The following is a 23,000-nucleotide window of genomic DNA, read 5'->3' on the forward strand; positions in this document are numbered from 1 at the left end:
GAGGCTCCGCCGAGCAATGGTTGGCGATCTCCGGCGATCGGCAAGCGGGCTGCAGCGAGAATTGACAGGACCTCCGCAGGCGAGGCGCTGCGCAGCTTGCGACGCCCCGGCGACGGTCGCGGACGCGACGGGGCGGAGGCGTGCTGGCGTCCGTCATTGGCGCGACGTGGCCGTCGACACGAGCGTCCGCGACATTGCCGACTACATCGAGGCCATGCCGCAACCGCAGCCGCAGCCAGTCCACCACGAGGTCCGGACATCCGGGGAGTATGTGACCGCCGTATTGCCGCGCGAGGACTTCGGGCGGCTGTCCATGCCGCTCGTCGGCGACGTCGACGTCGCTCTCGGGCTGGCGCAGCCGCTGCGCCTGGAGATCGACGCCGACGCCATCGAGCTGCAGTTCGGCAGCGGCCTCGAGGTGCGTCCGGTCGAGCTGCCGTCGGCGCAGCTGCGGCGGCTCTACGTCGACCTCGTCGACGGCGTGGTCGAGACCGACAGCGACGGCCTCGGCGCCTTCCTGCCGCGCGCGCTCGCGGTCGCGCTGTGCAGCGTCCTGCGCCACACGCTCGGCTGGCGCCCGGGCGGGAGCATGCTGCACGCGGCCGCGGCCCGGCTGTTCCCCGGCGAGTCGCAGGCGCGCCATCTCCAATTTCGGCGCCGCTTCCCCGGGGTCGTCGCCGCCCTCGACCCGCTCGCCATCCTCTCGGTCGAGCTGCGGGGCGACGCGCTCGAGGTCGCGGTGTCGCGGCCGCTGATCGTGCGGGCCATCGGGCTCAGCGTCTCGGTCCTGCGGGTCCGCTACGTGTTCGCCACCGCCTCCCTCGAAGTCGTCAGCGCGCCGCTCGGCCCGGTGCGGCGGGCGGTGGTCCGCGCGGTCGAGAAGCGGGCCACTCGCTGGCTGCGGAAGCGGCTGCCCGCGGCCATGGCCGAGCCCGGTTACGATCTGTTCGCCGACCCCGATCGCCGCGACCACCTCGTCGACCTCGTCCACAGGTTGCGGGCCGACGACAAGGCGCTGCAGGAGGGCGAGGCGGCCGAGCCGGCGGGCGCCGAGGGCACCGCCGGCACCGCCGGCACCGCCGGCACCGCCGGCACCGCCGGTCATCCGCGCGCGCGCGAGGGGGCGGGCGGCGCTGCCAGCCTGTTCTCGGGCCTCAAGGCCGGACTCGCGGCGGGCCTCGCGACCCTGCGGATCTCCGCCGACGACCCGCCGGAGGTCACGCGCAAGCTCTTCACAATTCCTCTCGGACCGTTCAGCTCGCTCGCGGTCGCCACCGATCGCGGCGGCGACGTCGCAGTGATCAAGCGCGAGGACGGCCTCAGCCTCGACGCCCCGCGCGGGCTCTACCTCTACTCCGATCAATTCCCCGAGCTCGCCGAGCTCCGCCTGGTGCGCTCGCGCCTCGGCTTCGACCGCGACGACATCCCCGTCGTCGACGTGCACACCGAGCCGCCGCTCGGGCCCCTGCTCGACGCGGTGGTGCAGCGCGCGTCCGACCGCTACCTCGCGCCGCACCTGCCGCCTCGCTGGCTGCGCGACCGCGGCGTGCTGCGGCCGTCGCAGGGCAGCGAGCACCACGTGCTGTGGCGCCAGCCCGTCGGGCGCGAGCCGATCGTGGCGCACACCCGGGCCGGCTTCGAGGTCGAGCTGCGGCACACCGAGGACGCCCTGGTGCTGACCGCCCCGGCCGGGCTGTCGCTCGCGTTCCCCGGCGCCTGGCACCTGCCGGCGGCGCAGCTGCGGCGGGTTGTCTACCGCTGGGAGGACGGCGCGCTCGAGATCGACGGCGACCCGGGGCTGGGCGAGTTCGGCCAGGCGGTGCTCACCGAGATGTTCCGGAGCCACGCGGCCGGGGGCGCCCCTGACTGGCTCGGCCTGCGCCGCCAGGGCGCGCCGACGATCGACGAGGACCGCCTCGCGCGCGCCTCGGTCGAGATGTTCGGGCTCTCGCTGCCGGTGCTCGGCCAGCTCGAGCTGCGCATGGACCCGCAGGACACTCTCGGCGGCTCGCTCGGCCCGGCCGAGCTGTCGGTCCGCAGCGAGCGCGGCCTGTTCCTGGTCGCCCGCGACCTCGGCCTGATGCTCGAGCTCCGCAGCGCCCGCTACGACCTGCCGCGCCGCGAGCTGGTGATCGACGCCTCGCCGCCGGTCGGCGACTACCTGCAGGCGCTCGGCGCCGGGGCCCTCGATGCGTTCGTCGTCCCGGCCCTGCGCAAGCTCGTGCCGCTGTGGCCGGACGCCGACCCCAACGAGACATGGCCCTTGCGACATGTCCTTTCGGGCTTCATCGGCGAGAAGCTCGGGCTCGCGGTCGACCTGTCCCTCCCGCCAGGTGCGTCCTTGACCGCGGCACGGGTCGCCGGGGCGCTGGTGCTCGGCGCGACCGCGCCGCTGCAGGTGCGCCCGGTGGGCGAGTCGCTGATCGGCGAGTTCGCGGTCGAGGCGATCCGCTGGCGCCCCGACGGCGAGCAGATCGAGCTGGTCACGCAGCCGCCGGCGGGCCCGCTGCTGCACGCGCTGGTCCGGCGCCTGCACGCGCACTTCACCCCCAAGGTGGTGCTGCACGCGCTGGCCGAGCGGCTCGGCCTGCCGCAGGCGTGGCCGCCGCCGCCGCTGCCGCCCGCGCCCGCGGCCCCGCCGATCGGCGTCCTCGAGCTGCCGGTCGTCGGCCCGCTGACCCTCCACCTCGACCGCCAGCGCCCGCTCACCGTCGAGCTGCGCCGCGACGGCGCCCGCCTCGACTTCGGCGAGGGCTTCGTCGCCCGCATGCCCGACCTCGGCATCCACGTCGACACCCTCGGCGCCGCGATCACCCTGCTGCCGTTCACCGTCGAGCTGACCAGCCGGCCCGCCGCCGGCGAGCTCGACAGCTGGCTCTTGAGCCATGTCGTTCGGGGCATGTTGGCGCGGGTGCTGCCGTGGTTCTGGCCGGCGCGGCACGCCACCGCCGCGGGCGAGGACGTGCTGGTGGCTTTCGGGGCCAACCACGCGTGGGGCCCGATCGAGCTGTGCACCGAGCCCGGCGGCGCGCTCGAGCTGAGCGTCGACGCCGAGGGGGTCGCGCTGCGCTCGCCCGCGGGGGTGCGCCTGAGCGGCCCGGCGCTCGCGGAGATGCCGTCGTTCACCCTGCACGAGGCGTCGTACCGGTTCGCCGACGGCTCGGTGCAGATCGGCGTCGCCGGCATCCAGGAGCGGTACTACCGCGAGCCGGTGGCCGTCGGCGCGCGCACCGAGGCGGTCCTGGCCGACCTGCTGCGCGTGCTGGTGATCCCGCACGTGCCGGCGTGGCTGCAGCGGCTGGGCCTGCGGATCTTGCCGCTGCCGCCCGAGCCCGAGCCGGATCCGGGCCGGATCACGGTGCTGCAGGCCCAGCTCCCCGGCGGCTTCGCCCAGGTGCGCGTGCACGTGCAGCCCGGCGACGTCCTGACCGTCGCCGCCAACCGTCGCGAGATCTCGATCGTCAGCGAGCGCGGCCTCCAGTGGGACATGCCCGGCCTGCGCCTCAGCCTCGACTTCCAGGGCGCGCGCTACCACCTCGAGTCCGGTGAGGTCCAGATCGGCGAGTTCGGCCAGCTGGAGAACGCTCTGGTGGAGGCGATCGTGCGCCGCTCCCTGGTCGCCTACGAGCCGACCGCCGCGCGCTCCGACTTCTCGGCGGTCGCGGCGCTGCTCGACCGCTTCCCGGTCGACGACGAGGGCCGCCGGGTGCTGTTCGACTCGAAGCTCGCGCGCGTGCTGCTGCCGCCGGACACCATGCTGGTGGTCCGGCTCAGCGAGCACGGCCTGCTCCTCACCGCCGACCCGCCGCTCGAGATCGACGGCGCAACGGTGCTCGACTACCGCTTCGCCGGCCTGTCCTACAGCTTCGACGACGCGGCGTTCCACCTCGACCTCGAGCGCGACGGCGTCCTCGCCGGTCTGCTCCGCGGCAAGCTGGTCGAGGAGGGCGAGAACCAGCTCGACAACCTGCTGCGCCCGCTGCTGCCCGCCGCCATGCGCACCCCCGGCTACCGCCTGTCGCGCGATCCCGATCCGAAGGCGACGATCGCCGCGCTCATCCGCACGGTCGTGGGCGGCGGCTGGTTCATCTCGAGTTAGATGTCCGGACGGACAGGTCGCCGAGACAGCCGGCCCGTGCCGGAGCAATCACGAAGAAGCAGTGACGGCGGCGGGACCATCGACCTCGATGGCCCGCCGCGTCGCTGCGAAGTCTCGACCATTCGCCGACCCGGAGGCCGGCGCCGACTCAGAAGGTGCAGACGCCGACCACGACGCCGACCTGCGGCACCGGGGCGCCCTCGCGGTGGGCGAAGTCGTAGCCGAGGCGGACCACCCCGGCGACGATGCCGCGGCGGCGCGAGCCGAAGCGGAGGCCGACCCGGCCCTCGGCCTCGACCATCGGCGAGAAGAAGCGGACCGCGAAGCCGCCGCCGACGCTGGCGAAGCCGCGGCCGCGCGCGCCGAAGCTGGTCAGGGCGGTGATGTGATAGCGGTGGGTGAGGAGCCCGGACCAGTAGCGCTCGGCGAACCCGACCGACAGCGTGAACTGGAAGCCCAGCGCCCACGGGCTGTGCTTCAGCCGGGCGCCGAAGAAGAACGGCAGGTTGCCGGAGGGGAAGAAGTGGAGCCCATACGTCGGCCCCGGCAGGAACGCGAACACGAACCGCGACTTGTGGGTCGGCGCCGGGGCCGGCGGGTAGGCTGGCGGGGCGGACATGTCCTGATAGACAGGCGCGGGCGCGGGCGCGGGCAGCGGGGCCGCCGAGGGGTCGGCGGTCGCGTCGAGCGGGGCCGTCGCGGGGGCTGCCTCGTCCGCGGGCGCGGGCGCGGCGGGGGGCGGGACGGCCACGCCGGCGTCGGCGGGCGGCGCCTGGAGCTGACCGAAGAGACCTGTCGAAAGGGACATTGTCAAGAAGAGAACATGGGAGATCATGACGCACCTCCGGCGGCGCGGCGGCGACGGCGGCCGAGCGTGCCGATCCACAGCAGCGGGGCGGACAGCCACAGCGCCAGCGGCGAGGTGTCGCCGATCACCGCGCAGGGCGTGTAGATGAGCTCGCGGTGGTAGTCGCCGCGGTCGAAGCGGCGCGTCTCGCCGCGGGTGCCGTCGGCGGCGACCGGCGTGAACTCGAGGCCGCCCTTGGTCGGCGGCATCTCGATCCTCGTCGTCCAGACTTCGGGCTCGCGGACGGCGAACACCTGGCCGTCGTCGTAGAGCACCTCGACGTAGCCGCCCTCCTGCAGCCACGGCTGCACGTGGTCGAGCTGCAGCTCGAGGTAGCTGATGGCCTGGCAGCAGCCGTCGTCGCCGCGCTTGAACTCGAGCGCGATGTCGTCCAGGGAGCCCGGGGCCGCGGCCGGCGTGGGGTCGAGGCGCGAGCGCACGACCGTGTACTGGCCCTGCTCGTCGTTGACCGCCGGGCCGTTGGCGTCGCACGCGAGCACGTAGGTGCGGTTGGGGATGAGCGAGCGCTCGGGCACGTAGCGGACGATCGCGTCGGGGAAGTTTTCGCCGCCGACGTACGAGGGCTCGACGTTGCAGTGCTCGCCGCCGTCGACCTCGACCGCGACGGGGATGACGTCGTCGCCGCGCTCCAATCGGCAACCCGAGGGCGCCACGAAGTCGTACGCGCAGCCGCGCAGCTCCCAGAACTGGGCGTCGACCGGAAACTCGGCGTCCGGGTTGCGCAGGGAGCCGGGCATCGCCCACTCGTCCTCCCACGCCGGACCGTCGCACGAGAGCGCCGCCGCGGGCCGCTCCGGTAGGACGAACAGCGCCGCGCAGGCCAGCCCGGCCAGGGTCCGCGCGCGCGTCGTCGAAGAGATGTTCGCTGTGCTGTGCATGATGGGCGTCACCGTCCGGGCCTGGAGTCGCCGCAGCCGGCGGAAAAATTGCGAGGGGCGAAAATTGGCGCTCTCGCGGCGCTGGAAGGGGTTTGGCGGGCCTGGGCGGGGCGAAAGCGCGCGGTCGGGGGGGACGGAGACAGGGCGCGAGCGGGGCGGCGTGCCCCGCCTCGCGCGGGGGCGGGCTGGTCGGTGAAGGACATGTCTCACGAGACATGTGCGCGGCCGGGCCGCGCTCGCGGGCACGGCAGCGATGGATGCGTGCGTGACCGGGCGACTCGAGGTTCATCGCCAGCGAGTCGCGAGCGGCTGCGCCGGGAAGCCCGGGACGCGAGTCGGCCACGCGGCCGATATGTCCGTGGAGACGTGTTTGTATCGGCGAGGAGGCGGTGGCCGGTGAACTTCGGGCGGCCGCGACGGATGCGAGCGTGGCGGGCGGCGCGAGTCGTCAGGGCTGCGCCGCGAGGCCCGGACGCGGGTCGGCCTCGCGGACGATATGTCCCTGGAGACATGTTGATACGCGCGAGGACGCGGTGCCTGGTGAACTCGGGCGACCGCGGCGGATGAGAGCGCGGCGGGCGGCGCGAGTCGTCAGGGGCTTCGCCGCGAGGCCCGGACGCGGGTCGACCTCACGGACGATATGTCCTTGGAGACATGTCAATACGCACGAGGACGCGGTGGCTGGTGAACTCGGGCCGCGGTTCGACGGAAGCGGGCGCAGCGGGCGGCGCGAGGCTCGTCGCCGACGAGTCGCCAGTGGCTGCGCCGGGATGCGAGGGCGAGGCGAGGATATGTCCTTGGAGACATGTGACAGTCGACGTGCTCGCCCGATCGTGGCTTCGGCCGCGAGCTGCCGCGGCCGCTGTGTCACGATGTCCGGCCTATTGGCATCGGCGTGACGAAATGGCGGGAGCGTCGAAGCGCGCGAATCGGCCGTCGCGCGGGTTTTTTCGCGGGCCGAGTTTGCACCCCGCCGGGAATATGGGACGTTAATCAAACGTTGTGATCGCTCGTATGCCTCGCCGGTCTTTATCCCGTCGACACAATCTCGCGTATTTTTTCCTCGTCTGGATGATGTCGCTGCTGTCGGCCGCGTGCGGCGAGCGGAGCGAGGCCGAGCCGCGCGCCGCGGTGATCACCCGGGCCGCAGCGGCCGACGGCGCCGCGGCGCAGGTCCGCCGCGCCTATCTCGGCCGCGACTACTGGGCCTGCGCCCGCGACGGCGCCGCGCTGCGCCTCGTGCACCCGGACAGCGCGCCGCTGCAGGCGTGGACGATCCTCTGCGTCGCGCGCTCCGGCGTCGACGCGGTGCCGCTGGCCGAGGCGATGCTGGCCGAGCGGCCCGGCGATCCGTGGGCGCTGTTCGCCCGCGCCGGCGCCCTCGTCGATCACCCCGGTCGCGGCGCAGAGGAGGCCGCGCCGGCGGCCCGCGTCGCGCTCGCGGCCATGCCCGACCACCCGGACGCGGTGTGGTTGCTCGGGCGGGCGCTCGTGGTCCACGCGCCGCGCGACGAGGCGGCCGCGTTCTTCGCCGAGCGGCCGCAGCCGGCGCCGGCCGACCTGGTCGCGCTCGAGCTGGCGTTCGCCGCCCAGCAGCCGGAGGCCACCGAGTCGCGGGTGTCGGAGCTCGCTGCCCGGGTCCGCGCCGCCGATCCGGGCAACGTCGACGCCGAGTTCATGACTGCGACCTGGCAGTTGCAGAACAGCCGCGCGAGCGAGGCCGAGGCCTCGCTGCGCCGCGCGCTCGAGCTGTCGCCGCATTCGCCTGCGTTGCACAGCAAGCTGTGGCAGGCGATCCGGCTGTCGCCGGTGCGCGAGGCGGCCGACCGGCGGGCGGCGATCGACGCCGACGTCGCCCTGCTGCTGCGGCACCGCGGCGACGCCCCGGCGGCGCTGCAGGCTGCCGCATATGTCTATACGGACATGGCTCCGGAGACATATCAAGAGCTCACCGCCGAATTGCTGGCGCGCTTCCCGGACAGCGCCGAGGCCGACTGGGCCCGCTACGGGCAGATCCTCGCGCTCGACGAGGCCCGTTACGGGCGGGAGGGGCGGGTCGACCCGGCGGCCGACGCCGAGGAGCTGCGCCTGCTCGATGCGTTCCTCGCCCGCCGGGTGATCGTCACGCGGCTCCTCGCGGACGTGACGCGCATGCGCTACGGGCTGCTGAGCCAGGCCGAGGGGGTCTCGTCCGAGCAGCAGCTCGCGGCCCTGCAGGCGTGGGCGCGGCACGACCGGATCAACGTCCACGGGCAGGCCGACGCGGTCGCCCGGTTCAGCGCGCGCACCGATCACGACGCCGAGGCGGAGGCGATCGCGCGGCTGATCCTCGAGCACGGCGAGGCGCGCCTGGCCGAGCAGCGGCGGATCGATCCGTCGGAGGTCGACGCGGGCTCCATGCTGACGCCGCTCTACGCGGCGCTGGCGACCACGCTGCAGGCGCAGGGGCGCGACGGCGAGGCGCGCGAGGTGCTCGGCCGGGGGCGCGCGCACCGGTACAAGGCGCCGGAGTTCCTCGTGCAGCTGGCGGCGGTGGCCGAGGCCGACGGCAATATCGACGAGGCCGAGCAATGGCTGGTCGAGGGCCTGTCGCGCTGGGGCGGCGAGGCGGTCTGCGGCGAGGCGCTGCGGCAGCTGTACCGCCGGCAGCACGGCAGCGAGCGCGGCTACGCGGAGCACCGCGCGCGGCTCGAGGTGGAGCACGTCGAGCGGCGGCGCGCCGCGCTGCTGGCGAAGAGCGCGGTCGCCGAGCCGCAGGCGCTGCGCCCGTTCGTGCTGGCGAAGGTCGGCGGCGGCGAGCGCGACAGCGCCTCGCTGCGCGGCAAGCTGGGCATCATCAACTTCTGGAGCCGCAATTGCGGCCCGTGCGTGCGCGAGATGCCGGCCCTGCAGCAGCTCGCCGACGCCCTCGCCGGCTCGCCCGACGTCGTGGTCACCACGGTCAACGCCGACGACGATCCCGCCGGGCTGGCAGAGTGGATGACGGGGCGCGAGCTCCGGCTCGAGGTCCTGCTCGGCGCGCGCTACTTCAACGACCTCGGCTACCGCGGCGTCCCGCAGACGCTGTTCGTCGCCCCGGACGGCCGCGTCCTGTTCGCCCACGAAGGGGCGCCGGCGCGGCTCGTCGAGGAGTTCGGCTGGTACGTCGAGGCGACGCGCGAACGCGCCGCCCGCGAGGCCGGCGCGTCGCTGCATGCCGCGGGCTGAATCCTGGCGCGAGCGGTCGCGACGCGTAGGCGCGGTGGGATGAATTGCTGAACCGGCGCCGGGCGAGCGGCGCCGGTCCATTCATGGCAGTCGCGTCGCGCGGCGACGGACCGTCATGGGCGCGGGCCTGCGATCACGGGAGGTCGCACAGGGTCTCGCCGTTGCTCAGGCCCTCGCAGCTGAAGCAGGGGGAGCCGAGGAAGTCGAGACAACCGTCGATCATGGCGAGGGACGTGCAGTCCGCCTTGCTGGTGATCGGGACGCCGATGGAGTCGTACCAGATCTCCTCGATCGTGTACGAGCGGGCGGCGACGCCGATGTAGCCGCGGCCGACGTCGCTGTCGATGCCCTGCAGCCACACCACCAGCTGGAACGGCTGCTCGGCGGCCGCCGCCTTGGACGCGCAGTCGTGGGCGGTCTCCCACTCCTCGATGGTGTTGTTCCACGGATCGACGATGCCGCAGTCGAGGACCTCGCCGCCCAGCGCGTGCGCCCGCTCGGTGGTGATCTCGACGAGGTCGCAGACGAGGCCGTCGGTGGTGGTGGTGCCTTCGGTCGTGGTGCCGTCGGTGGTGGAGGCGTCGGTGGTGGCGTCGGTCGTGGTGGTGGTGGGGTCGGTGGTCTCGGTGGGGCTGGTGCTCGTGGTGGTGGGGCCGGTGGTGGGGGTGGTGTCGGTGTCGGGTTCGCTGGTGGTCGAGGTGCCCGCGGATTCGGTGCCCGTCTCCGTGGTCGTCTCGGTGCCGGCGGTGGTATCGGTGGTGTCGCCGTTGGTCCCGGGGCTGCACGCAGCCAGGAGGAGGACGAACGCGAGGGGGCGAGAAGGACAAGCGAGGGTCATGGGGCGCAGCCTAACCGACGGCGAGCGCCTTCAGGAACTTTGTTCGGGAGCGGCGTCGTGGCTCCAACGGCCGCTGGACGCAGGCGCGTCGCGGTTTCGGGGCCGGCCGGAGACGGAGCGTCGGTGTCACACTGACGGAGAACGCAGGTGCTCGAATAGACATGTCCTAAAAAACATGTTCGTCGAGACAGAGGTGAAACGCGTGCGTCGCGCCGCTCGCCCCTGCACATGCGGTCAGCGTCGCGGCGCTGCCGGCGAGCGCGGCGCGGCGCGAGGGGCTGTTAACCTCGGGGGAGGGGCCGGCGTCTTGGCTGCAACGGAGTCGCCCATGGAAGTCGAGCTCGAAGCCATCCTGATCCCGCTGACCTTCTTCTTTCTCGTCGGGTTCATCGTCCGCCAGACCCGGCTGCGGGCCGAACACGAGACGCAGCGGCGGTTCGAGCTCGGCGTGCGGACGCTGGAGCGGTTCGCCGATCCCGAGGCCCTCGAAAAATTCCTCGGCGGCGCGGCGGGGCAGGAGTTCCTGCGCCTGCTCGACCAGGGCGAGCCGCCGCTGCAGCGCCGGCTGCTGCGCAGCGTCCAGGGCGGCATCGGCCTGGCGGGCCTCGGCCTGGCGTTCCTGGTGCTGTCGGCGGCCCTCGAGGGCTACGGCGACATGGTGATCCCGGGCGTGCTGCTGTTCTCCCTCGGCGGGTCGCTTCTCCTCGGCGCGGCGGTGGCCTACAAATTGGCGCAGCGGTGGGAGATCCTCGGGGACCGAGGCCGGGGCCGCAGCGCCTCGCCGTACCGCCGCGAGGTCGCGGGCGCGTGAGCGCGGGACTTCATGGACGAAGACCAATTCCAGGCGCTCTACGCCGCGACGCACGCTCGCCTGTGGGCCTACGTCTATCGCCTGACGGGTGAGCGGGCCGCGGCCGACGATCTGGTGCAGGACAGCTATTGCCGGCTGTTCCAGCTGCCCGCCGGTCGGGTCCGCGCCGGCGCCGAGCGGGCCTATCTCTACCGGATCGCCACCAACCTGGTCACCGATCATCACCGCCGGCGCACCCGCCTCGGCGCCCGCCTGCGCGAGCTCCTGCTGGCGCACGAGGCCGCCCCGCCGCGCGCGCCCGAGCCCGGCGAGGGCAGCGAGCTGCAGGCGGTGTTCGACCGCCTGCCGCGGCGCGACGCGGCGCTCCTGTGGCTGGCGTACGTCGACGGCCACGATCACGCCGAGATGGCGGAGATCCTCGAGGTCAAGCCGGCGAGCGTCCGCGTGCTGCTGAGCCGCGCCCGCGCGCGGCTGGCCGACCTCCTGCAAACCGAAAGCAAGGACCACCATGCGTTCCCACCCGCCCTCGCGTCCTCCCGCGGCCCTGGCCCCCGTGACTGAGACGACCCGCGCGCCCGACGACGACCCGCGCGCCCGCGCGGTGGCTGTCTTCATGGACAGCCTGGCCCGCAGCCCGCTCCCGCGGCCGCGCGCGGTCGACCCGGTGGCGCTGATGCGTCGGGCGCCGCTGGTCGACGCCCTGGCCCACCTGCGAGCCCGCGAGCGCCGGGTGCTGGGGCCGGCGATCGCGCTCGAGGTGCTGACGTTCGCGGCGGCGGCGGCGGTCGGCCTGCAGGTGGCCGCCACGGCCGCGCCGGCCGGGCCGCTGCGCACGCTGGTCGAGGCGGCCGTTCGCTTCGCCTGGGCCCCCACCGGGCTGGCGCTGCTGGTGGCCGCCCTGCCGCTGCTGTGGTGGATCGCCGAGGCCGCCGCCGGGCCGGCGCGGCGGCTCGAGCGGTGAAGATCTATCAAGATGTCCTCATGAACATGTCCTGAAGGTCAGTGTCGGCGAGACTCCGTCATCGGAGGCGGGCGGTCGAGCGGATCGAGGGCGGGGGGGCGTGAACGGGCACGTCGCCGGCCGCGGCGGTCGCCTGTCTCTCGGGACACGTCCCGGTGCGTCCTCGTCGCGAGGCCGCGCGTCCGCACGAGGGCTGGACCGCTCGACTCGAGCGGCCCCGGGTAGCCGTCGCTCGGTCGCTTCATGAAGTCACACCGGGAGAGCGACAGCGACCCGATGGGCCGCACAGGCAAGAGCGGGCCAGCGAAGGGGGGCCTGTCCTGCGTCGGCTCGAGTCCCGGTCGAGGAGACCGTCCTCGGCCGCCGGGTGGAGCGGAGAGCGGGACACAGGCGCGAGTGAACACGCCCCGTCCCCGCGTCTGCCTGCCTCTCGGGACAGTACGCCGGCGCGTCCCCGTCCTCCGTGAGGCGGCGCGCCCGCACGAGGCGGCCTGCGCCGCATCGTCGGCGCGAGCCCAGGTCGAGGGGCCCGTCCTCGACCACGGAGTCGCGACAAGCGTGATACCTGTCTCTCGGGACATGTCTGCGCAGCGCGGACGTCTCGAGAGACACGCATTTCGGGCCGAAGCATGCGCCCGGCTGCCGCGGAGGCGCGCCGGCTCATGTGTCCCATCGGACATGTTCTGCTCGAGGCCCGTCCTTCCCCGCGTCGCCCAGGACCATGGCTCGGTCTCACCGCCGCGCCCGGCGCCGGCCGGCGTCCGATGAGCGCCGGCAGATCGGGCGCTCCTGCAGAGACGTCGGCGGCCGCCCGACGTCGGCGATCGTGACACCCGGCGGCGCGCGCATTCTCCCGTCGAAACGGCGTTGCCCCGTGTTAAACTGAAGAATGCGCCCTGACGGCCGTGCGGCCTGTCCGGGCGCGTTTGTGGTGTACGTCGACGACTTGCGAAAGGTCTCGGGGATGTCTCAGAGCGAAGCCGACACGATCCTGTCCTTGGTCCATCTCTACGCGCTGGCGATCGACACGCAGCAGTGGGACCTGTTCGACGAGGTGTTCACCAGCGACGTGATCGCCGATTACGGCGAGGGCGCGGTGTGGACCGGCCTCGAAACTTTTAAACAGATCTTCGCGGTCATCCACGCGGTCTACAGCGGGACGCAGCACACGATGTCGAACACGCTGTGGGAGCTCCAGGGCCACGAGGGCTGGGCGATGACCTACGGGCACTTTCGCCTGATCAAACCCGGGACGCCCGGGGGGGACTTCTGGGAGGGCCAGGGCTACTACGACGACCGCCTGGTCAAGGTGAAGGGGAAGTGGCGGATCCAGCATCGCATCAACCGGATGACCTGGTCCGGCGGCAACCCGAAGGTGCTGGAGACGACGCCCGGCGTGCCCGTGATCGTGCCCATCACCTCGCTGCACGATGTCGGCGGCGACATCCGTTTTTTGAAGGAGCGCAAGCCGGGCAAGTGAGCGGCGGCGTCGCGGTGACTCGGCGCCGGTGGTGCTCCAAGAGAAGCGACCGATCATGGGGGCGCGGGCCGGTGACGCACCGTCTCGTGCGAGAGGGCGCTGCGCCGGCGACGGCCCGTGAACTCGCGCCTGTCGCGGTGCCTCGCCGATGACCGCATCTGTCCCCGGGGACATGCGCCGCGGTGCCGCCGAGAGGGCGGCACCGCGGCGGCGGCTCGGTCGCCGATGGTGCTCATCGCCATCTCGTCGCCGGCGCGGATGCCGGACGCGATGGGGACCTGCTTCGGCTCCTGCTCCGGCGGTCGCGTCAGCGCAAGTCGCCGATGGTGCTCATCGCCATCTCGTCGCCGGCGCGGATGCCGGACGCGATGGGACCTGCTTCGGCTTCGGCTCCGGCGCTCGCGTCAGCGCAAGTTGCCGATGGTGCTCATCGACATCTCGTCGCTGGCGCGGATGCCGGACGCGATGGGGACCTGCTTCGGCTCCTGCTCCGGCGGTCGCGTCAGCGCAAGTTGCCGATGGTGCTCATCGACATCTCGTCGCCGGCGCGGATGCCGGACTTGATCGGGACCTGCTTCGCTTGCTTCTTCTTGGTCTTCATCGGGTACCTCCTCCGACGGGTACGTTAGCGGATGGACCCGGGGCCGGCGTGAGCGAAGACCGGGCGCGAAACTCCGCAGAGCGGGCCCGCCCCGGGCGGTCGGGCGCATGGTGTCTCTTTGGACATGTCGCCAAGGACATGCCTGTTTGCGCATGTTCATTGTCTGCCGAGCTGGCGGCTGCGCGCCTGCAGCCAGCTCGTCAGGGTCGCGGCGTCGCGCGGGACCGACTCGGCGGGCTGGGCGGCGACGCGCTTGTACATCTCCAAAAACGCGAAGGTGGTGCCGTCGGCGCCGGCCGCGAGCCCGACGCGGGTCCGGGAGGACAGGCCGTCGAGCGGGCCGGTCCAGCTGCGGCGGATGACCGCGGCCTCGCCGATCACGGTGTCGACGCGGATCAGCGCGCCGGTCTCGCCCAGCACCGCGAGCTGGTCCTCGCCGACGAACGCGAGGCCGCGCGCCTCGTCGGGCAGGGCGAGCTCGCGCCCGGGATCGTCGATGCCCTGCACGAGCAGGACGCGACGCCCCGCGACCGCCACGGCCAGAGTCGCGCCGCTCGGGCTGTAGGCGGCCGTCGGCATGGTCGGGAGGACGAGCGGGCGGCGGGCGGTGGCGCCGGTGGCGAAGTCGTGGACGGCGAGCGCGTCCTGGCCGGGCAGCGGGACCACTGCGACCGCGGCCTGCGGGTGGACGAAGGTCGGCGGCGGCCGGTAGAAGCTGGCCGCCGGGCCCGGATCGACGGCGGCGATCTCGATCGCCCTGTCGGCCCCGTCGGCGAGCGCGAAGACCTTGCCGGTGCGCGTGTGGGCGAGCACGCCCTCGCCGCTGCGCGTGGGCACCAGCTCGGCGACCTCGGCCCCGAGCTCCCACTTGCGCGGGGCGGCGTCGACGTCGCGCCAGGTGAGGACGACGCCGTCGCGGAAGCCGACCGTCAGCGCGGCGCCGGCGTCGGCCACCGCCGCGGCGCTGATGCCGGCGGGGACGGCGAACTCGTGGCGGCCGGCGGCGTCGCTGAGGCAGGCCTGGCCGGCCTCGTCGACGAACAGCACCCGGCCGCTGCCGCCGACGGCCACTCGCGCGCCGCGGTCGAGGAGCTGCTCGGTGGTCAGGCGGTCGACGCAGGAGTCATGATATGTCCCTTCGAACATGTCCCGAAGGCGGGGCGAGCTGCCGTCGACGCGGGAGAAGACGATCCCGCGCCGGCCGTCCTGGGAGACGACCGCGGCCTGCAGCGTCGCCAGGCCCTGCGCGCTCGGGCTCGGCGACGCCGCGTCCCACACGTGGAGGTCGTCGTGGTGGGCGAGCGCGAAGCGGCCGTCGCCGGCGAAGGCGCCGTGCCGGTCGCCGCCGGTGTCGAGGCGGCGCAGGAATTGGCCGTCGGCCTGCGAGCCGAGCAACCAGTGGTCGGGGGTGCGCAGGGCCAGGCCGTCGCCGTGCATGTCGACCGCGACGTCGTACTCCTGCGAGTCGCCCCACTCGACGAGGTTGCCCGACTCGACCGGCTCCTCCTTCCACAGCGCCTCGCCGGTGGCCAGCGAGCGCAGCGACAGGGAGATCATGCCGGTGAAGTCGTCGGGGTCGAGGACCAGCGCGCGGTCGTTCGGCGCGAGCGCCAGGGTCCAGCGCCCGAGCGGGTGGACCTCCCCGGTGGCCGGCGTGTAGGTGACGTGCCGCGCCGGCTTGTCGGCCGCCCAGGCGACGAGGTGCGCGCCGCTGCTCGAGTAGTGGAGCGGGCCGCCGATCGCCGGCACCGGGTTCGACTCGCCGCCGGCGCGCAGGAAGCTCTTGTAGCCGGTCTCCTCGTAGGCGACGGCGCGGCCGTCGGGGCTGAGGGCGGCGGTGCGACCGCGGGTGCCGGGGACGACGTCGAGTGTGGCTGGCTTTTGGGTCAGGTCCCAGAGGTAGGCCGGCGGGCTGGCGGCGGCGCCGTAGCTCGAGGCCGGCTCGGTGAGGGCGGCCAGGGTCTCGCCGCCGGCCGACATGTCCCAGCGGTAGTGCAGCGCGCGGTACATCCCGCGGTCGACCATGCCGATGTCGAGCTGCTGCGCGGCGCCGTCGCGCTCGACGCGGGCGCTGCGGGCCCCGATGGCGGCGAAGGCCGGGACGTCGCGGGCGGCGACGATGATCACGTCCTGCTCGCGGAGGTCGAACACGCGCGCGCCGGTGCCCTCCTGCGGGTCCCACTTCCACACGTCGCCGGAGAGGTCGACGCTGACGAGGCTGCCGTCGGCCAGACCGACGACCTGGGAGATCGGCCGCGCCTGGCCCTGCAGCACCCGCGACGGGGCGCCGCGGGTCTCGGCCGCGAGGGCGAGCAGGCGGGCCCGGCGAGCGACTGTCTCTTCGGACAGGTCGGCCTGCGCCAGGGCGCCGAGGGTGCCGACGAGGTCGCTGTCGAGGGCGGCGCGGGCCTGGGCCAGCAGCGACTCGGTGGTCTGCTTGCGGGCCACCGCGAGGGCGGCCTCGGCCTCGCCGCGGGCGGCCTCGGCGTGCACCTGCGCGGTCTCGGCGGCGTCGCGCTGGTGGCGGATGTTCTGCACGGCATAGGCGCCGCCGACGGCCAACGCGGCCAGCGAGGCCGCGGCGACGCCGACGACGGCCCGGTGCCGGCGCAGCCCCAGGCGCACGACCTCGCCGGCGGAGTAGCGGTGGGCGTCGACGAGGCGGCCGGTGAGGAAGCGGCGCAGGTCGTCGGCGAGGGCCTCGGCGCCGGAGTAGCGGTCCTCGGGGCGCAGGGCCATGGCCCGCTGGGCGATCGCCACCAGCTCGCGCGGGGCCTCGGGGGCGCGCTCGCGCAGGTCGTCGACCGCGCCCTCGACCACGCGCGAGGCGAGCGCGCGGCTGTCGACGTCGGCGTACGGCGGAGCCCCGGCGAGCACGTGGTAGAGCACCGCGCCGAGGGCGAACACGTCGCCGCGGGCGTCGACGGCCTCGCCGCGGGCCTGCTCCGGCGGCATGTAGCGCAGGGTGCCGAGGATCGTGCCCTGCTCGGTCATGGTCGAGATGAAGCCGTCGGTGCCGGCGGCCTGCGCGTTCGCCGACGGCTCGGGGCCGGAGTCGTGGGTGTCCTTGGCCAGGCCCCAGTCGATCACCACCGCCTCGCCGAGCTCGCCGACGAGGATGTTGGCCGGCTTGAGGTCGCGGTGGAGGACGCCGTGGCGGTGCGCGTAGGCGACCGCGTCGGCGGCGGCGATCACGTGCTCGAGCAGCGCCAGGCGCTCGGCGAGCCGCGGGCGCCGGCGGATCTCGTGCTCGAGCGTCTGGCCCTCGACCAGCTTCATGCAGTAGTACGGCTCGCCGGTCGAGTGGCGGCCGATGTCGTAGAGCGGGACGATGCCGGGGTGCTGCAGGCGGGCCGTGATCGCGGCCTCGAGCGCGAAGCGGTGCTCGGCGGCGGGGTCGGTGCGCAGCAGCTCCTTGACCGCGACCTCGCGGCCGAGGCGGCGGTCGCGGGCGCGGCGGACGACGCCGAGGCCGCCGGTAGCGAAGGCCTCGCCGAACTCGTAGCGCTCGTCGTCCTCGGGCTGGCCGGGCGCGCGCGAGGGGCCGGGCCAGGCGGTCGGATCGGCGAGCACGGAGGGGCCGCCGGCGGGGGGCATGGTCGGTGAGATCGAGGACTGCGCGTCGCCTCCGCCGATTTGGGCGAGGAGGCGGGCCTGGGCGGCGCGGACGACGTGCGACGCGGGGACTTCGGGGCGGGCGGTGACTGGCGGCATGACGAACTCCGGGGGTGTGGCCGCCAAGTGCCGCGACCCCTGAGGCTGATCCCCGGGGCCCGAGAAATTTTTTTCGTCGCCGGTCACTCCGGGCCCTGCCCGCGCGGGGCGGTGCCGAAGCGGCGATCGACCTCGACGCGGATGCTCTCCATGCAGCTCTCGAGGCCGCGCAGGGTCCGGTCGCGCAGGGCCGGGTCCTCGACGAGCCGCTCGACGGCCGCGCGCAGGCGCGCGCGGGCCCGCTGGAGGCGACGGGCGACGGTCGCCTGCGGGACCTCGAACAGCGCCGCGAGCTCGGCCTGGGTGAGGTGCTCCCAGTCCTTGAGCTCGATGATCAGCTGGTCGTCGAGCGCCAGGCCGCGCAGCGCGGTGGCGACGATCTTGACCAGCTCGCGGTCGGCGAGCAGCCCGGGCAGCGAGTCGGCGTCAGCCGGCAGGCTGTCCTCGGTCGGCTCGAACCGCCGCTGCCGCCGCGCCCAGCCGATCAGGACGAAGCGGGCGACGCCGAACAGGTAGGCGCGGAAGCTGCCGTCGCCGCGGTAGGCGTCGCGCCGGCGGCACACGACCTCGAATGTCTGTTGGGACAGATCCTCACAGACGGCGTCGCGGACCTTGCCGAAGAAGAACCGGTAGACCGCGGAGTAGTGGCGCTCGACCAGCTCCTGCCCGGCCTTGCGCTCGCCGGATCGCCAGGCCTCGAGGAGGCGTCGGTCGTGGTCGTCCATCGGCGCCGAGGATAGCGCGAGGCGAGGCGCGGCGGCCAGGCGGGCTCACGTCCTGGCGTCGGCGTCGCCCTCGCGGATCATCCGCAAGAACGCCTTGATGCCGGAGATGAGCTCGCGGTTGTCGGTCAGGCGGTCGAGGCTGTCCTCGAACTTGCGGGCCAGGGCGCCGATCTTCTGCTCGAGCTCGACGCGCTGGCGATCGGCGCGGGCCGCCAGCTCGTCGTGCTCCTCGCGCAGTTCCTTGAGCGACTCCTCGAGCTGCTCGACGACGGTCTCGTGGCGCCCGACCTGGCCGCGCAGCTTCATGACGTCGTCGCGCGGGAAGCGGGTGTCCTCGGCGATCGCCTCGAGGCGGCGGCGGACCTGCTGCATCGAGGCGGTGGCGGGGCGCACGAGGCACGACAGCAGGTAGAAGCCGGCGAACGGGTAGCCGAGGTCGGAGCCGGTGACGACGGCGATCGCGAGGGCGACGCCGGCGGAGACGAAGTGGATCGTCAGACTGGTGAAGAGGGTCCAGCGCTTGACCCGCTCGGCGAACGCGACCTGCTCGTCGGTCACCTTGATCCCGGCCTCCCGCGAGCGCCGCATCTCCGCCAGCACCTCGCGCGCCCGGAAGTGCAGGTTCCACGGCAAGGTCACCAGCACGACCAGCCAGATCAGCGCGGCGCCCCCCGCACCCCAGGTCAGCAGCGTGCCCGGCGAGACGTCGCTCCACACGGCGACGCCGAGCGCGGCGAGGTAGGCGAGGATGAGCAGCGCGAGCGCGGAGCCTTGCATGGCCCGAGCATAGCCCGCGCGCCCGGCCGCCACCCGCCCGCATGAGAGGGCGCGGTTGCCCGCGCCCGGGCTCGAAGGCGCGCGGCCGGGCGGAGCCGCGCGAGGCGGCGCGGTATGAACAATCGGTAATGATTGATAAGACATGACCGATGGGACATGTCCTTCGCGGGCGCGCGTCAGTTCTCGAGCGGCGGGACGTCGCCCCAGGAGCCGGCCATGACCCACGACTCGGTGACCGCGTCCTGGCCGCGCACCTCGTCACGGACGGCGATCCAGCCGCGGGGTTCGGCGGCGAATTCGACGTGCACCTCGCCGGAGGCGCCGGCGGCGGTCGGCCGCAGCGTGCCGCTCAGATCGGCGAACTCGAACCGGGCGATGATCCACGGGGCCCCCGGGCGCTCCGCGCCGTGGACGAGGTCGCCCGTGAAGCTGTCCTGCAGGGCGCCGTCGCTGGTGGTGATCGTCAGGCGGACCGGGATGTACAGGTTGGCGCCGCAGTGGGCGTTCTCTTCGGTGCTGCCGGTCTGTTCGGTGACGACGTGGCGGACGGCTCCGGGGGCGCGCTCGATCGCCACGTCGACGCTGACCGTCGCGTCCGGATCGGCGTTGGTCGGGTTCTGCCCGTCGGGGGTCCGCAGCCAGGAGAGCGCGAGCAGGTGCGGCTGGGTCAGCTCGAGGACGTCGAGGGCGCTCATGCCCTCCGGCGAGGCTTCGTCGTCGGCGAGGGTCCTGCTCTCGACGACCTCGCAGCTGCTCGTGCCGGCGGAGCACGCGGGCAACAGGCCGACCGCGTACAGCAGCGCGAGAGGGATCGCAGGGGACAGCCCAAAAAAGCTCGATCGGTCGCTCGACATGGGGGCGCTCGTTTGTCACCCGGCGGTCGATGAAGCGCGGCGGCCGAGCATGGGTGCAGGGTACACGGCCGCCGCGCCGAAGTCGTGCGGGTCCGACGAGATCGCGTGGCGACGGAGTTGCCGGAGCTGCGAAAGCATGGACGACGCGCGGCGGGTCCGGGTGCGCACGTGCGGCGGACTCCGAGCCTGTCGTCCGGCGGGGGCCCGGGTGGGCGCTTGCGGGACTCGCCCGCGCTCGTCAGCGCGGCGATGAAGCCGCCCGGCCGCTCCCGGCGCGGCAGATCGAGGGGAAATCAGGTGCTCCGAGGAGCATGTTCCGAGAGACATGCTCCAAAAACATCCTGGGGCGAGAGACATGCACGCGACAGGGCGAATTGGACATGCCCTGGAGGACATGTCCTCGAGCGAGCGACGAAGCCGTCGGCGTCGGCCGGCGCCCGGTCACAGCAGGCCGAGGGCGTGCAGCAGGAGCACGCCGGCGACGATCGCTACGGCGATGGCGAGGCCGAGGAGCGCGGCGGCGCCGGTGGGGTCGCGCGGGGCGGCGTGCTGCGAGGTCGCGGGAGGTTCGCTCGGGACGCCGAGCTCGGTGAGGTAGGCGCGGGCCTCGGCCAGGCGCACGCTCTGAGGCCAGCGCTCGACGTAGGCGCTGAGGCCCCGGCCGGTGGCGTCGCGGGCGTGGCGATCGGCGCCGAGGGCGATGAGGCGGCGCATGTGCTGGATGTGATGGCGGTCGGCGGCCATCAGCAGGGCGGTCATGCCCTCGGCGTTGCGGGCGTCGAGGTCGCCGTGGCACTCGCGGGCGAGGGCGAGGAGGGCCTCGGTGCGGTCGGAGACGTCGAGCCCGCAGGTGACCGCGAACGCGAACAGCTGGCCGGCGGCGGCCTGTCCCGCGGCGCGGGTGATCCGCCGCAGCATGTCGTACTGGGCGGGGGTGCCGTTGCGCAGGAACGCCAGGGCGGCCGAACGCAGCGCGCGCGGCAGGTCGGGCTCGCCGAGCTGCAGCAGGCGCCCCCACATGCCCGATTGACCGCTGTCGGCCGCGGCCTCGAAGGCCCATTGCAGGTAGTGCGCGGACACCTCGTCGCTGCGGGCGCGCACGCGCTCGAACAGGGCCGGATCGCCGCGCCGGACCGCCGCCGCCAGCAGGGCGCCCTCGATCGCGTCGAGGTCGCGGACCGAGGCGGATTCGGAGGGCAGCGCCGCGAGCAGGCGATCGACGGCCCACAGGTCGCCCGCCTGGGCCGCGGCCAGCAGCGCCGCGTCGGTCGGGCGGGCGCCGCCGGCGAGCAGCAGCTCGATCGACGGGTGCGCCTCCTCGCCGAACTCCTCGATCGCCACCGTCAAGGCGTCGGTGTCGTTGGCCGAGGGGGCGTTCGGATCGGCGCCGGCGTCGAGCAGCAGCCGGGCGACGTCGACGCGCCCCAGCGCGATCGCCAGCTCGAGCGCGGTGTAGCCGTACGCGTGGTTCCGCGTGTCGAGGTCGGACGTGGTGGCGGCGAGACGCCGCCGGACGTCGTCGAGGCTGCCGGCGCGCACGGCCTCGAGCAGCGGAGCGTCGACCATCGGTTCGATTTCATCCGGTGCCATGACCGTGCCGCAGTGTACGCGAGGCCAGGCCGGACCGACGGCCGCCGCGGGCCGACGACAGTGCGACCTCGTGTCGCCTGGCTCACGATATGTTGTCGCTCCGAAGCCTCAGGGTCGAGGGCGCAAGTCGGTGCATGTCTTCCAGGACATGACCTTTTTACAATGTTTTATAGGACATGTCCTGAAGGTCAATCCCCCTCGCGGCCGAAGGCCCGGCGGATCCGCTGCCACAGCGAGGGGGCAGGACGCGGTTCGGGCCCGGCGGGCGAAGCGGCGGGCGGGGCGGCGGGAGCGGGCGGGGCCGCGGGAGCGGGCGGAGCCGCGGGAGCGGAGACGGACAGGGCTTCCTTCAGCGGGACGGTCTCGCCGATCTCGAGGCGGAGCTCGCCGCGGGCCACGAGGTCCAGAGTCTGCGCGACCAGCGGGCGGACGACCTCGGGGGGGTCGCCGCGGCGGTGCTCGAGGATCGTGATCGCGTGGCGCTGGAAGAACTCGGCCAACTGCGCGATCTCGCGGGCCCCGCCGCCGTCCAGGCGGGCGCGCGTGTCGGCCAGCGAGCCGGCCAGGCAGTCGCCGCAGCGGAAGGTGGTGACGAAGTCGGCGGCGCTGTCGTTGAACCACGGGATCACGCGGACCTGCGACGCCGGCACCAGGCGATAGCAGCCCGAACACAGCGCCGAGGGCTCGACGATCGGCAGGCGGGTGTGCCTCAGCAGGTCGAGCAGCGCCAGGGCCTCGTTGCGCACGCGATCCATGCCCTCGCCGGAGGCGGGAGGGTCGAGCGATTCGCTCATCAGGCCGCGCGCGCGCACCAGCGCGTGGAGGGTGAGGAGCGGCGTCAGGTCGTCGCGCGCGTCGTCGGCGAAATCGAGCCCGGCGACGTGGGCGCAGGCATCGTCGAGGGCGGCGCTCGCGTGGGCGCTGCAGTAGTAGCCGTCGACGTAGCGCTCGTCGGCGGCGGCGAAGGTCGGGACGTTGTGCGATTCGCTCTCGGGGCGGATGACTCCGCAGGCGCTGCATTGCACGTGACGTTCGGACATGCGCGCGGAGGATAGCGCGTCCGATCTCGCAGGGGCACGACTCGAATGTCACGGTTGCCCCGCCGCTGGCCCGCTCGTATCGTCGTCAGCGAACGCCGGTGCTTTCCCGGTGTGGCCGAGAGGTCGACATGTTCAATTTTCATAGAAATAACAAGGGCTCGGCTGGCGGTCGGCCAGCGGCGCCGCGGCTCCCCGATCTCGAACAGTCCGTCGCGCCGCTGGCGGCCGACGAGGGGCCGCTGCAGGTCCGCAAGGACGGGGTGCTCCACGTGCGCACCAGCCTGCGCGCCGGCGACCTCGGGGGCGAGGGCACCGGCGGCACCGATCGCAGCAACACGCCGTGAACGAACCGGTCATCCGGGATGGACCGGTGTTCGAATGGCGCGAAGCGTTGTTCGTGGCGGATGGCGACGAGGCGCGAAGGATCGCGGCGTCGCGCTCGCCGTCATCCAGGATGGACCTGTGTTCGAATGGTGCGAGGCGGTGTTCGTGGCGGTTGGCGATGAGGCGTGAAGGATTGCGAGCGACGAGGCCCGCGGCGGGGCGCTCGCTGTCAT

16 protein-coding genes are annotated in these 23,000 nt (G+C 73.5%); 7 read left to right on the plus strand and 9 right to left on the minus strand.

From position 1 onward, the window contains the following. The first annotated feature begins 214 nt into the window (after window positions 1-214). Window positions 215-4,099 (plus strand): hypothetical protein, encoded by a 3,885-nt coding sequence (locus O0S08_RS03035; RefSeq protein ID WP_269037444.1) that lies wholly within the window; start codon window positions 215-217, stop codon window positions 4,097-4,099. 148 nt (window positions 4,100-4,247) lie between these two features. Here O0S08_RS03035 and O0S08_RS03040 read toward each other — a convergent pair whose 3' ends face one another. Next, on the minus strand, window positions 4,248-4,907 hold the full coding sequence (locus O0S08_RS03040; protein ID WP_269037445.1) for a hypothetical protein: 660 nt from the start codon (window positions 4,905-4,907) through the stop codon (window positions 4,248-4,250). A gap of 23 nt (window positions 4,908-4,930) precedes the next feature. Then, a complete protein-coding gene (locus O0S08_RS03045) occupies window positions 4,931-5,845 on the minus strand; it encodes a hypothetical protein (protein ID WP_269037446.1) in 915 nt (304 codons plus the stop codon). A gap of 1,071 nt (window positions 5,846-6,916) precedes the next feature. On the opposite strand from O0S08_RS03045, the gene O0S08_RS03050 reads away from it, so the two are divergent. Beyond that, window positions 6,917-9,052 carry a TlpA disulfide reductase family protein gene (locus O0S08_RS03050; RefSeq protein ID WP_269037447.1) on the plus strand — a complete coding sequence of 712 codons (2,136 nt, stop codon included), beginning with the start codon at window positions 6,917-6,919 and terminating at the stop codon, window positions 9,050-9,052. 133 nt (window positions 9,053-9,185) lie between these two features. Here O0S08_RS03050 and O0S08_RS03055 read toward each other — a convergent pair whose 3' ends face one another. Then, on the minus strand, window positions 9,186-9,890 hold the full coding sequence (locus tag O0S08_RS03055; protein ID WP_269037448.1) for a hypothetical protein: 705 nt from the start codon (window positions 9,888-9,890) through the stop codon (window positions 9,186-9,188). 328 nt (window positions 9,891-10,218) lie between these two features. Here O0S08_RS03055 and O0S08_RS03060 point away from each other — a divergent pair, with 328 nt between their 5' ends. The 4 genes from O0S08_RS03060 (at window position 10,219) to O0S08_RS03075 (ending at window position 13,142) form a co-directional block, all read left to right on the plus strand. After that, a complete protein-coding gene (locus O0S08_RS03060; protein WP_269037449.1) occupies window positions 10,219-10,701 on the plus strand; it encodes a hypothetical protein in 483 nt (160 codons plus the stop codon). 12 nt (window positions 10,702-10,713) lie between these two features. Beyond that, entirely contained in the window at window positions 10,714-11,262 is a 549-nt protein-coding gene (locus O0S08_RS03065) for an RNA polymerase sigma factor (protein ID WP_269037450.1), read from the plus strand. Further along, window positions 11,255-11,662, plus strand: a complete 408-nt coding sequence (locus O0S08_RS03070) for a hypothetical protein (protein WP_269037451.1) — start codon at window positions 11,255-11,257, stop codon at window positions 11,660-11,662. Before O0S08_RS03065 ends, O0S08_RS03070 begins: the two co-directional genes overlap by 8 nt. 964 nt (window positions 11,663-12,626) lie before the next feature. Beyond that, window positions 12,627-13,142, plus strand: coding sequence for a nuclear transport factor 2 family protein (locus O0S08_RS03075; RefSeq protein WP_269037452.1), 516 nt, complete (start codon window positions 12,627-12,629; stop codon window positions 13,140-13,142). A 757-nt stretch (window positions 13,143-13,899) separates the two neighbouring features. On the opposite strand, the gene O0S08_RS03080 is transcribed toward O0S08_RS03075, so the two are convergent. From O0S08_RS03080 to O0S08_RS03105, 6 genes are all read right to left on the minus strand, one after another. Continuing rightward, the gene (locus tag O0S08_RS03080; protein WP_269037453.1) at window positions 13,900-17,457 is read right to left on the minus strand and encodes a serine/threonine-protein kinase; all 3,558 of its coding nucleotides are present in this window, start codon (window positions 17,455-17,457) and stop codon (window positions 13,900-13,902) included. 83 nt (window positions 17,458-17,540) lie between these two features. Then, a complete protein-coding gene (locus O0S08_RS03085) occupies window positions 17,541-18,182 on the minus strand; it encodes an RNA polymerase sigma factor (protein ID WP_269037454.1) in 642 nt (213 codons plus the stop codon). Window positions 18,183-18,227: 45 nt separating this feature from the next. After that, complete coding sequence (locus O0S08_RS03090; RefSeq protein ID WP_269037455.1) at window positions 18,228-18,959, minus strand: hypothetical protein; 732 nt, start codon at window positions 18,957-18,959, stop codon at window positions 18,228-18,230. A gap of 176 nt (window positions 18,960-19,135) precedes the next feature. Beyond that, the gene (locus tag O0S08_RS03095; protein WP_269037456.1) at window positions 19,136-19,813 is read right to left on the minus strand and encodes a hypothetical protein; all 678 of its coding nucleotides are present in this window, start codon (window positions 19,811-19,813) and stop codon (window positions 19,136-19,138) included. A gap of 441 nt (window positions 19,814-20,254) precedes the next feature. Then, the gene (locus O0S08_RS03100; protein ID WP_269037457.1) at window positions 20,255-21,403 is read right to left on the minus strand and encodes an ankyrin repeat domain-containing protein; all 1,149 of its coding nucleotides are present in this window, start codon (window positions 21,401-21,403) and stop codon (window positions 20,255-20,257) included. A gap of 188 nt (window positions 21,404-21,591) precedes the next feature. Next, complete coding sequence (locus tag O0S08_RS03105; RefSeq protein ID WP_269037458.1) at window positions 21,592-22,443, minus strand: hypothetical protein; 852 nt, start codon at window positions 22,441-22,443, stop codon at window positions 21,592-21,594. Window positions 22,444-22,571: 128 nt separating this feature from the next. Here O0S08_RS03105 and O0S08_RS03110 point away from each other — a divergent pair, with 128 nt between their 5' ends. Next, entirely contained in the window at window positions 22,572-22,787 is a 216-nt protein-coding gene (locus O0S08_RS03110; protein WP_269037459.1) for a hypothetical protein, read from the plus strand. The last annotated feature ends 213 nt before the right edge of the window (window positions 22,788-23,000 follow it).

This window comes from Nannocystis punicea (assembly GCF_026965555.1).
Taxonomy (GTDB): Bacteria; Myxococcota_A; Polyangia; order Nannocystales; family Nannocystaceae; genus Nannocystis; species Nannocystis punicea.

What these genes read in the sequence shown, in the direction of transcription:
- O0S08_RS03085 (WP_269037454.1), bottom strand. Translation starts at nt 18,182, where the DNA reads ATGGACGACCACGACCGACGCCTCCTCGAGGCCTGGCGATCCGGCGAG.
- O0S08_RS03105 (WP_269037458.1), bottom strand. Translation starts at nt 22,443, where the DNA reads ATGTCCGAACGTCACGTGCAATGCAGCGCCTGCGGAGTCATCCGCCCC.
- O0S08_RS03040 (WP_269037445.1), bottom strand. Translation starts at nt 4,907, where the DNA reads ATGTCCCTTTCGACAGGTCTCTTCGGTCAGCTCCAGGCGCCGCCCGCC.
- O0S08_RS03050 (WP_269037447.1), top strand. Translation starts at nt 6,917, where the DNA reads ATGATGTCGCTGCTGTCGGCCGCGTGCGGCGAGCGGAGCGAGGCCGAG.
- O0S08_RS03080 (WP_269037453.1), bottom strand. Translation starts at nt 17,457, where the DNA reads ATGCCGCCAGTCACCGCCCGCCCCGAAGTCCCCGCGTCGCACGTCGTC.
- O0S08_RS03055 (WP_269037448.1), bottom strand. Translation starts at nt 9,890, where the DNA reads ATGACCCTCGCTTGTCCTTCTCGCCCCCTCGCGTTCGTCCTCCTCCTG.
- O0S08_RS03065 (WP_269037450.1), top strand. Translation starts at nt 10,714, where the DNA reads ATGGACGAAGACCAATTCCAGGCGCTCTACGCCGCGACGCACGCTCGC.
- O0S08_RS03045 (WP_269037446.1), bottom strand. Translation starts at nt 5,845, where the DNA reads ATGCACAGCACAGCGAACATCTCTTCGACGACGCGCGCGCGGACCCTG.
- O0S08_RS03075 (WP_269037452.1), top strand. Translation starts at nt 12,627, where the DNA reads ATGTCTCAGAGCGAAGCCGACACGATCCTGTCCTTGGTCCATCTCTAC.
- O0S08_RS03035 (WP_269037444.1), top strand. Translation starts at nt 215, where the DNA reads ATGCCGCAACCGCAGCCGCAGCCAGTCCACCACGAGGTCCGGACATCC.
- O0S08_RS03095 (WP_269037456.1), bottom strand. Translation starts at nt 19,813, where the DNA reads ATGTCGAGCGACCGATCGAGCTTTTTTGGGCTGTCCCCTGCGATCCCT.
- O0S08_RS03060 (WP_269037449.1), top strand. Translation starts at nt 10,219, where the DNA reads ATGGAAGTCGAGCTCGAAGCCATCCTGATCCCGCTGACCTTCTTCTTT.
- O0S08_RS03100 (WP_269037457.1), bottom strand. Translation starts at nt 21,403, where the DNA reads ATGGCACCGGATGAAATCGAACCGATGGTCGACGCTCCGCTGCTCGAG.
- O0S08_RS03110 (WP_269037459.1), top strand. Translation starts at nt 22,572, where the DNA reads ATGTTCAATTTTCATAGAAATAACAAGGGCTCGGCTGGCGGTCGGCCA.
- O0S08_RS03090 (WP_269037455.1), bottom strand. Translation starts at nt 18,959, where the DNA reads ATGCAAGGCTCCGCGCTCGCGCTGCTCATCCTCGCCTACCTCGCCGCG.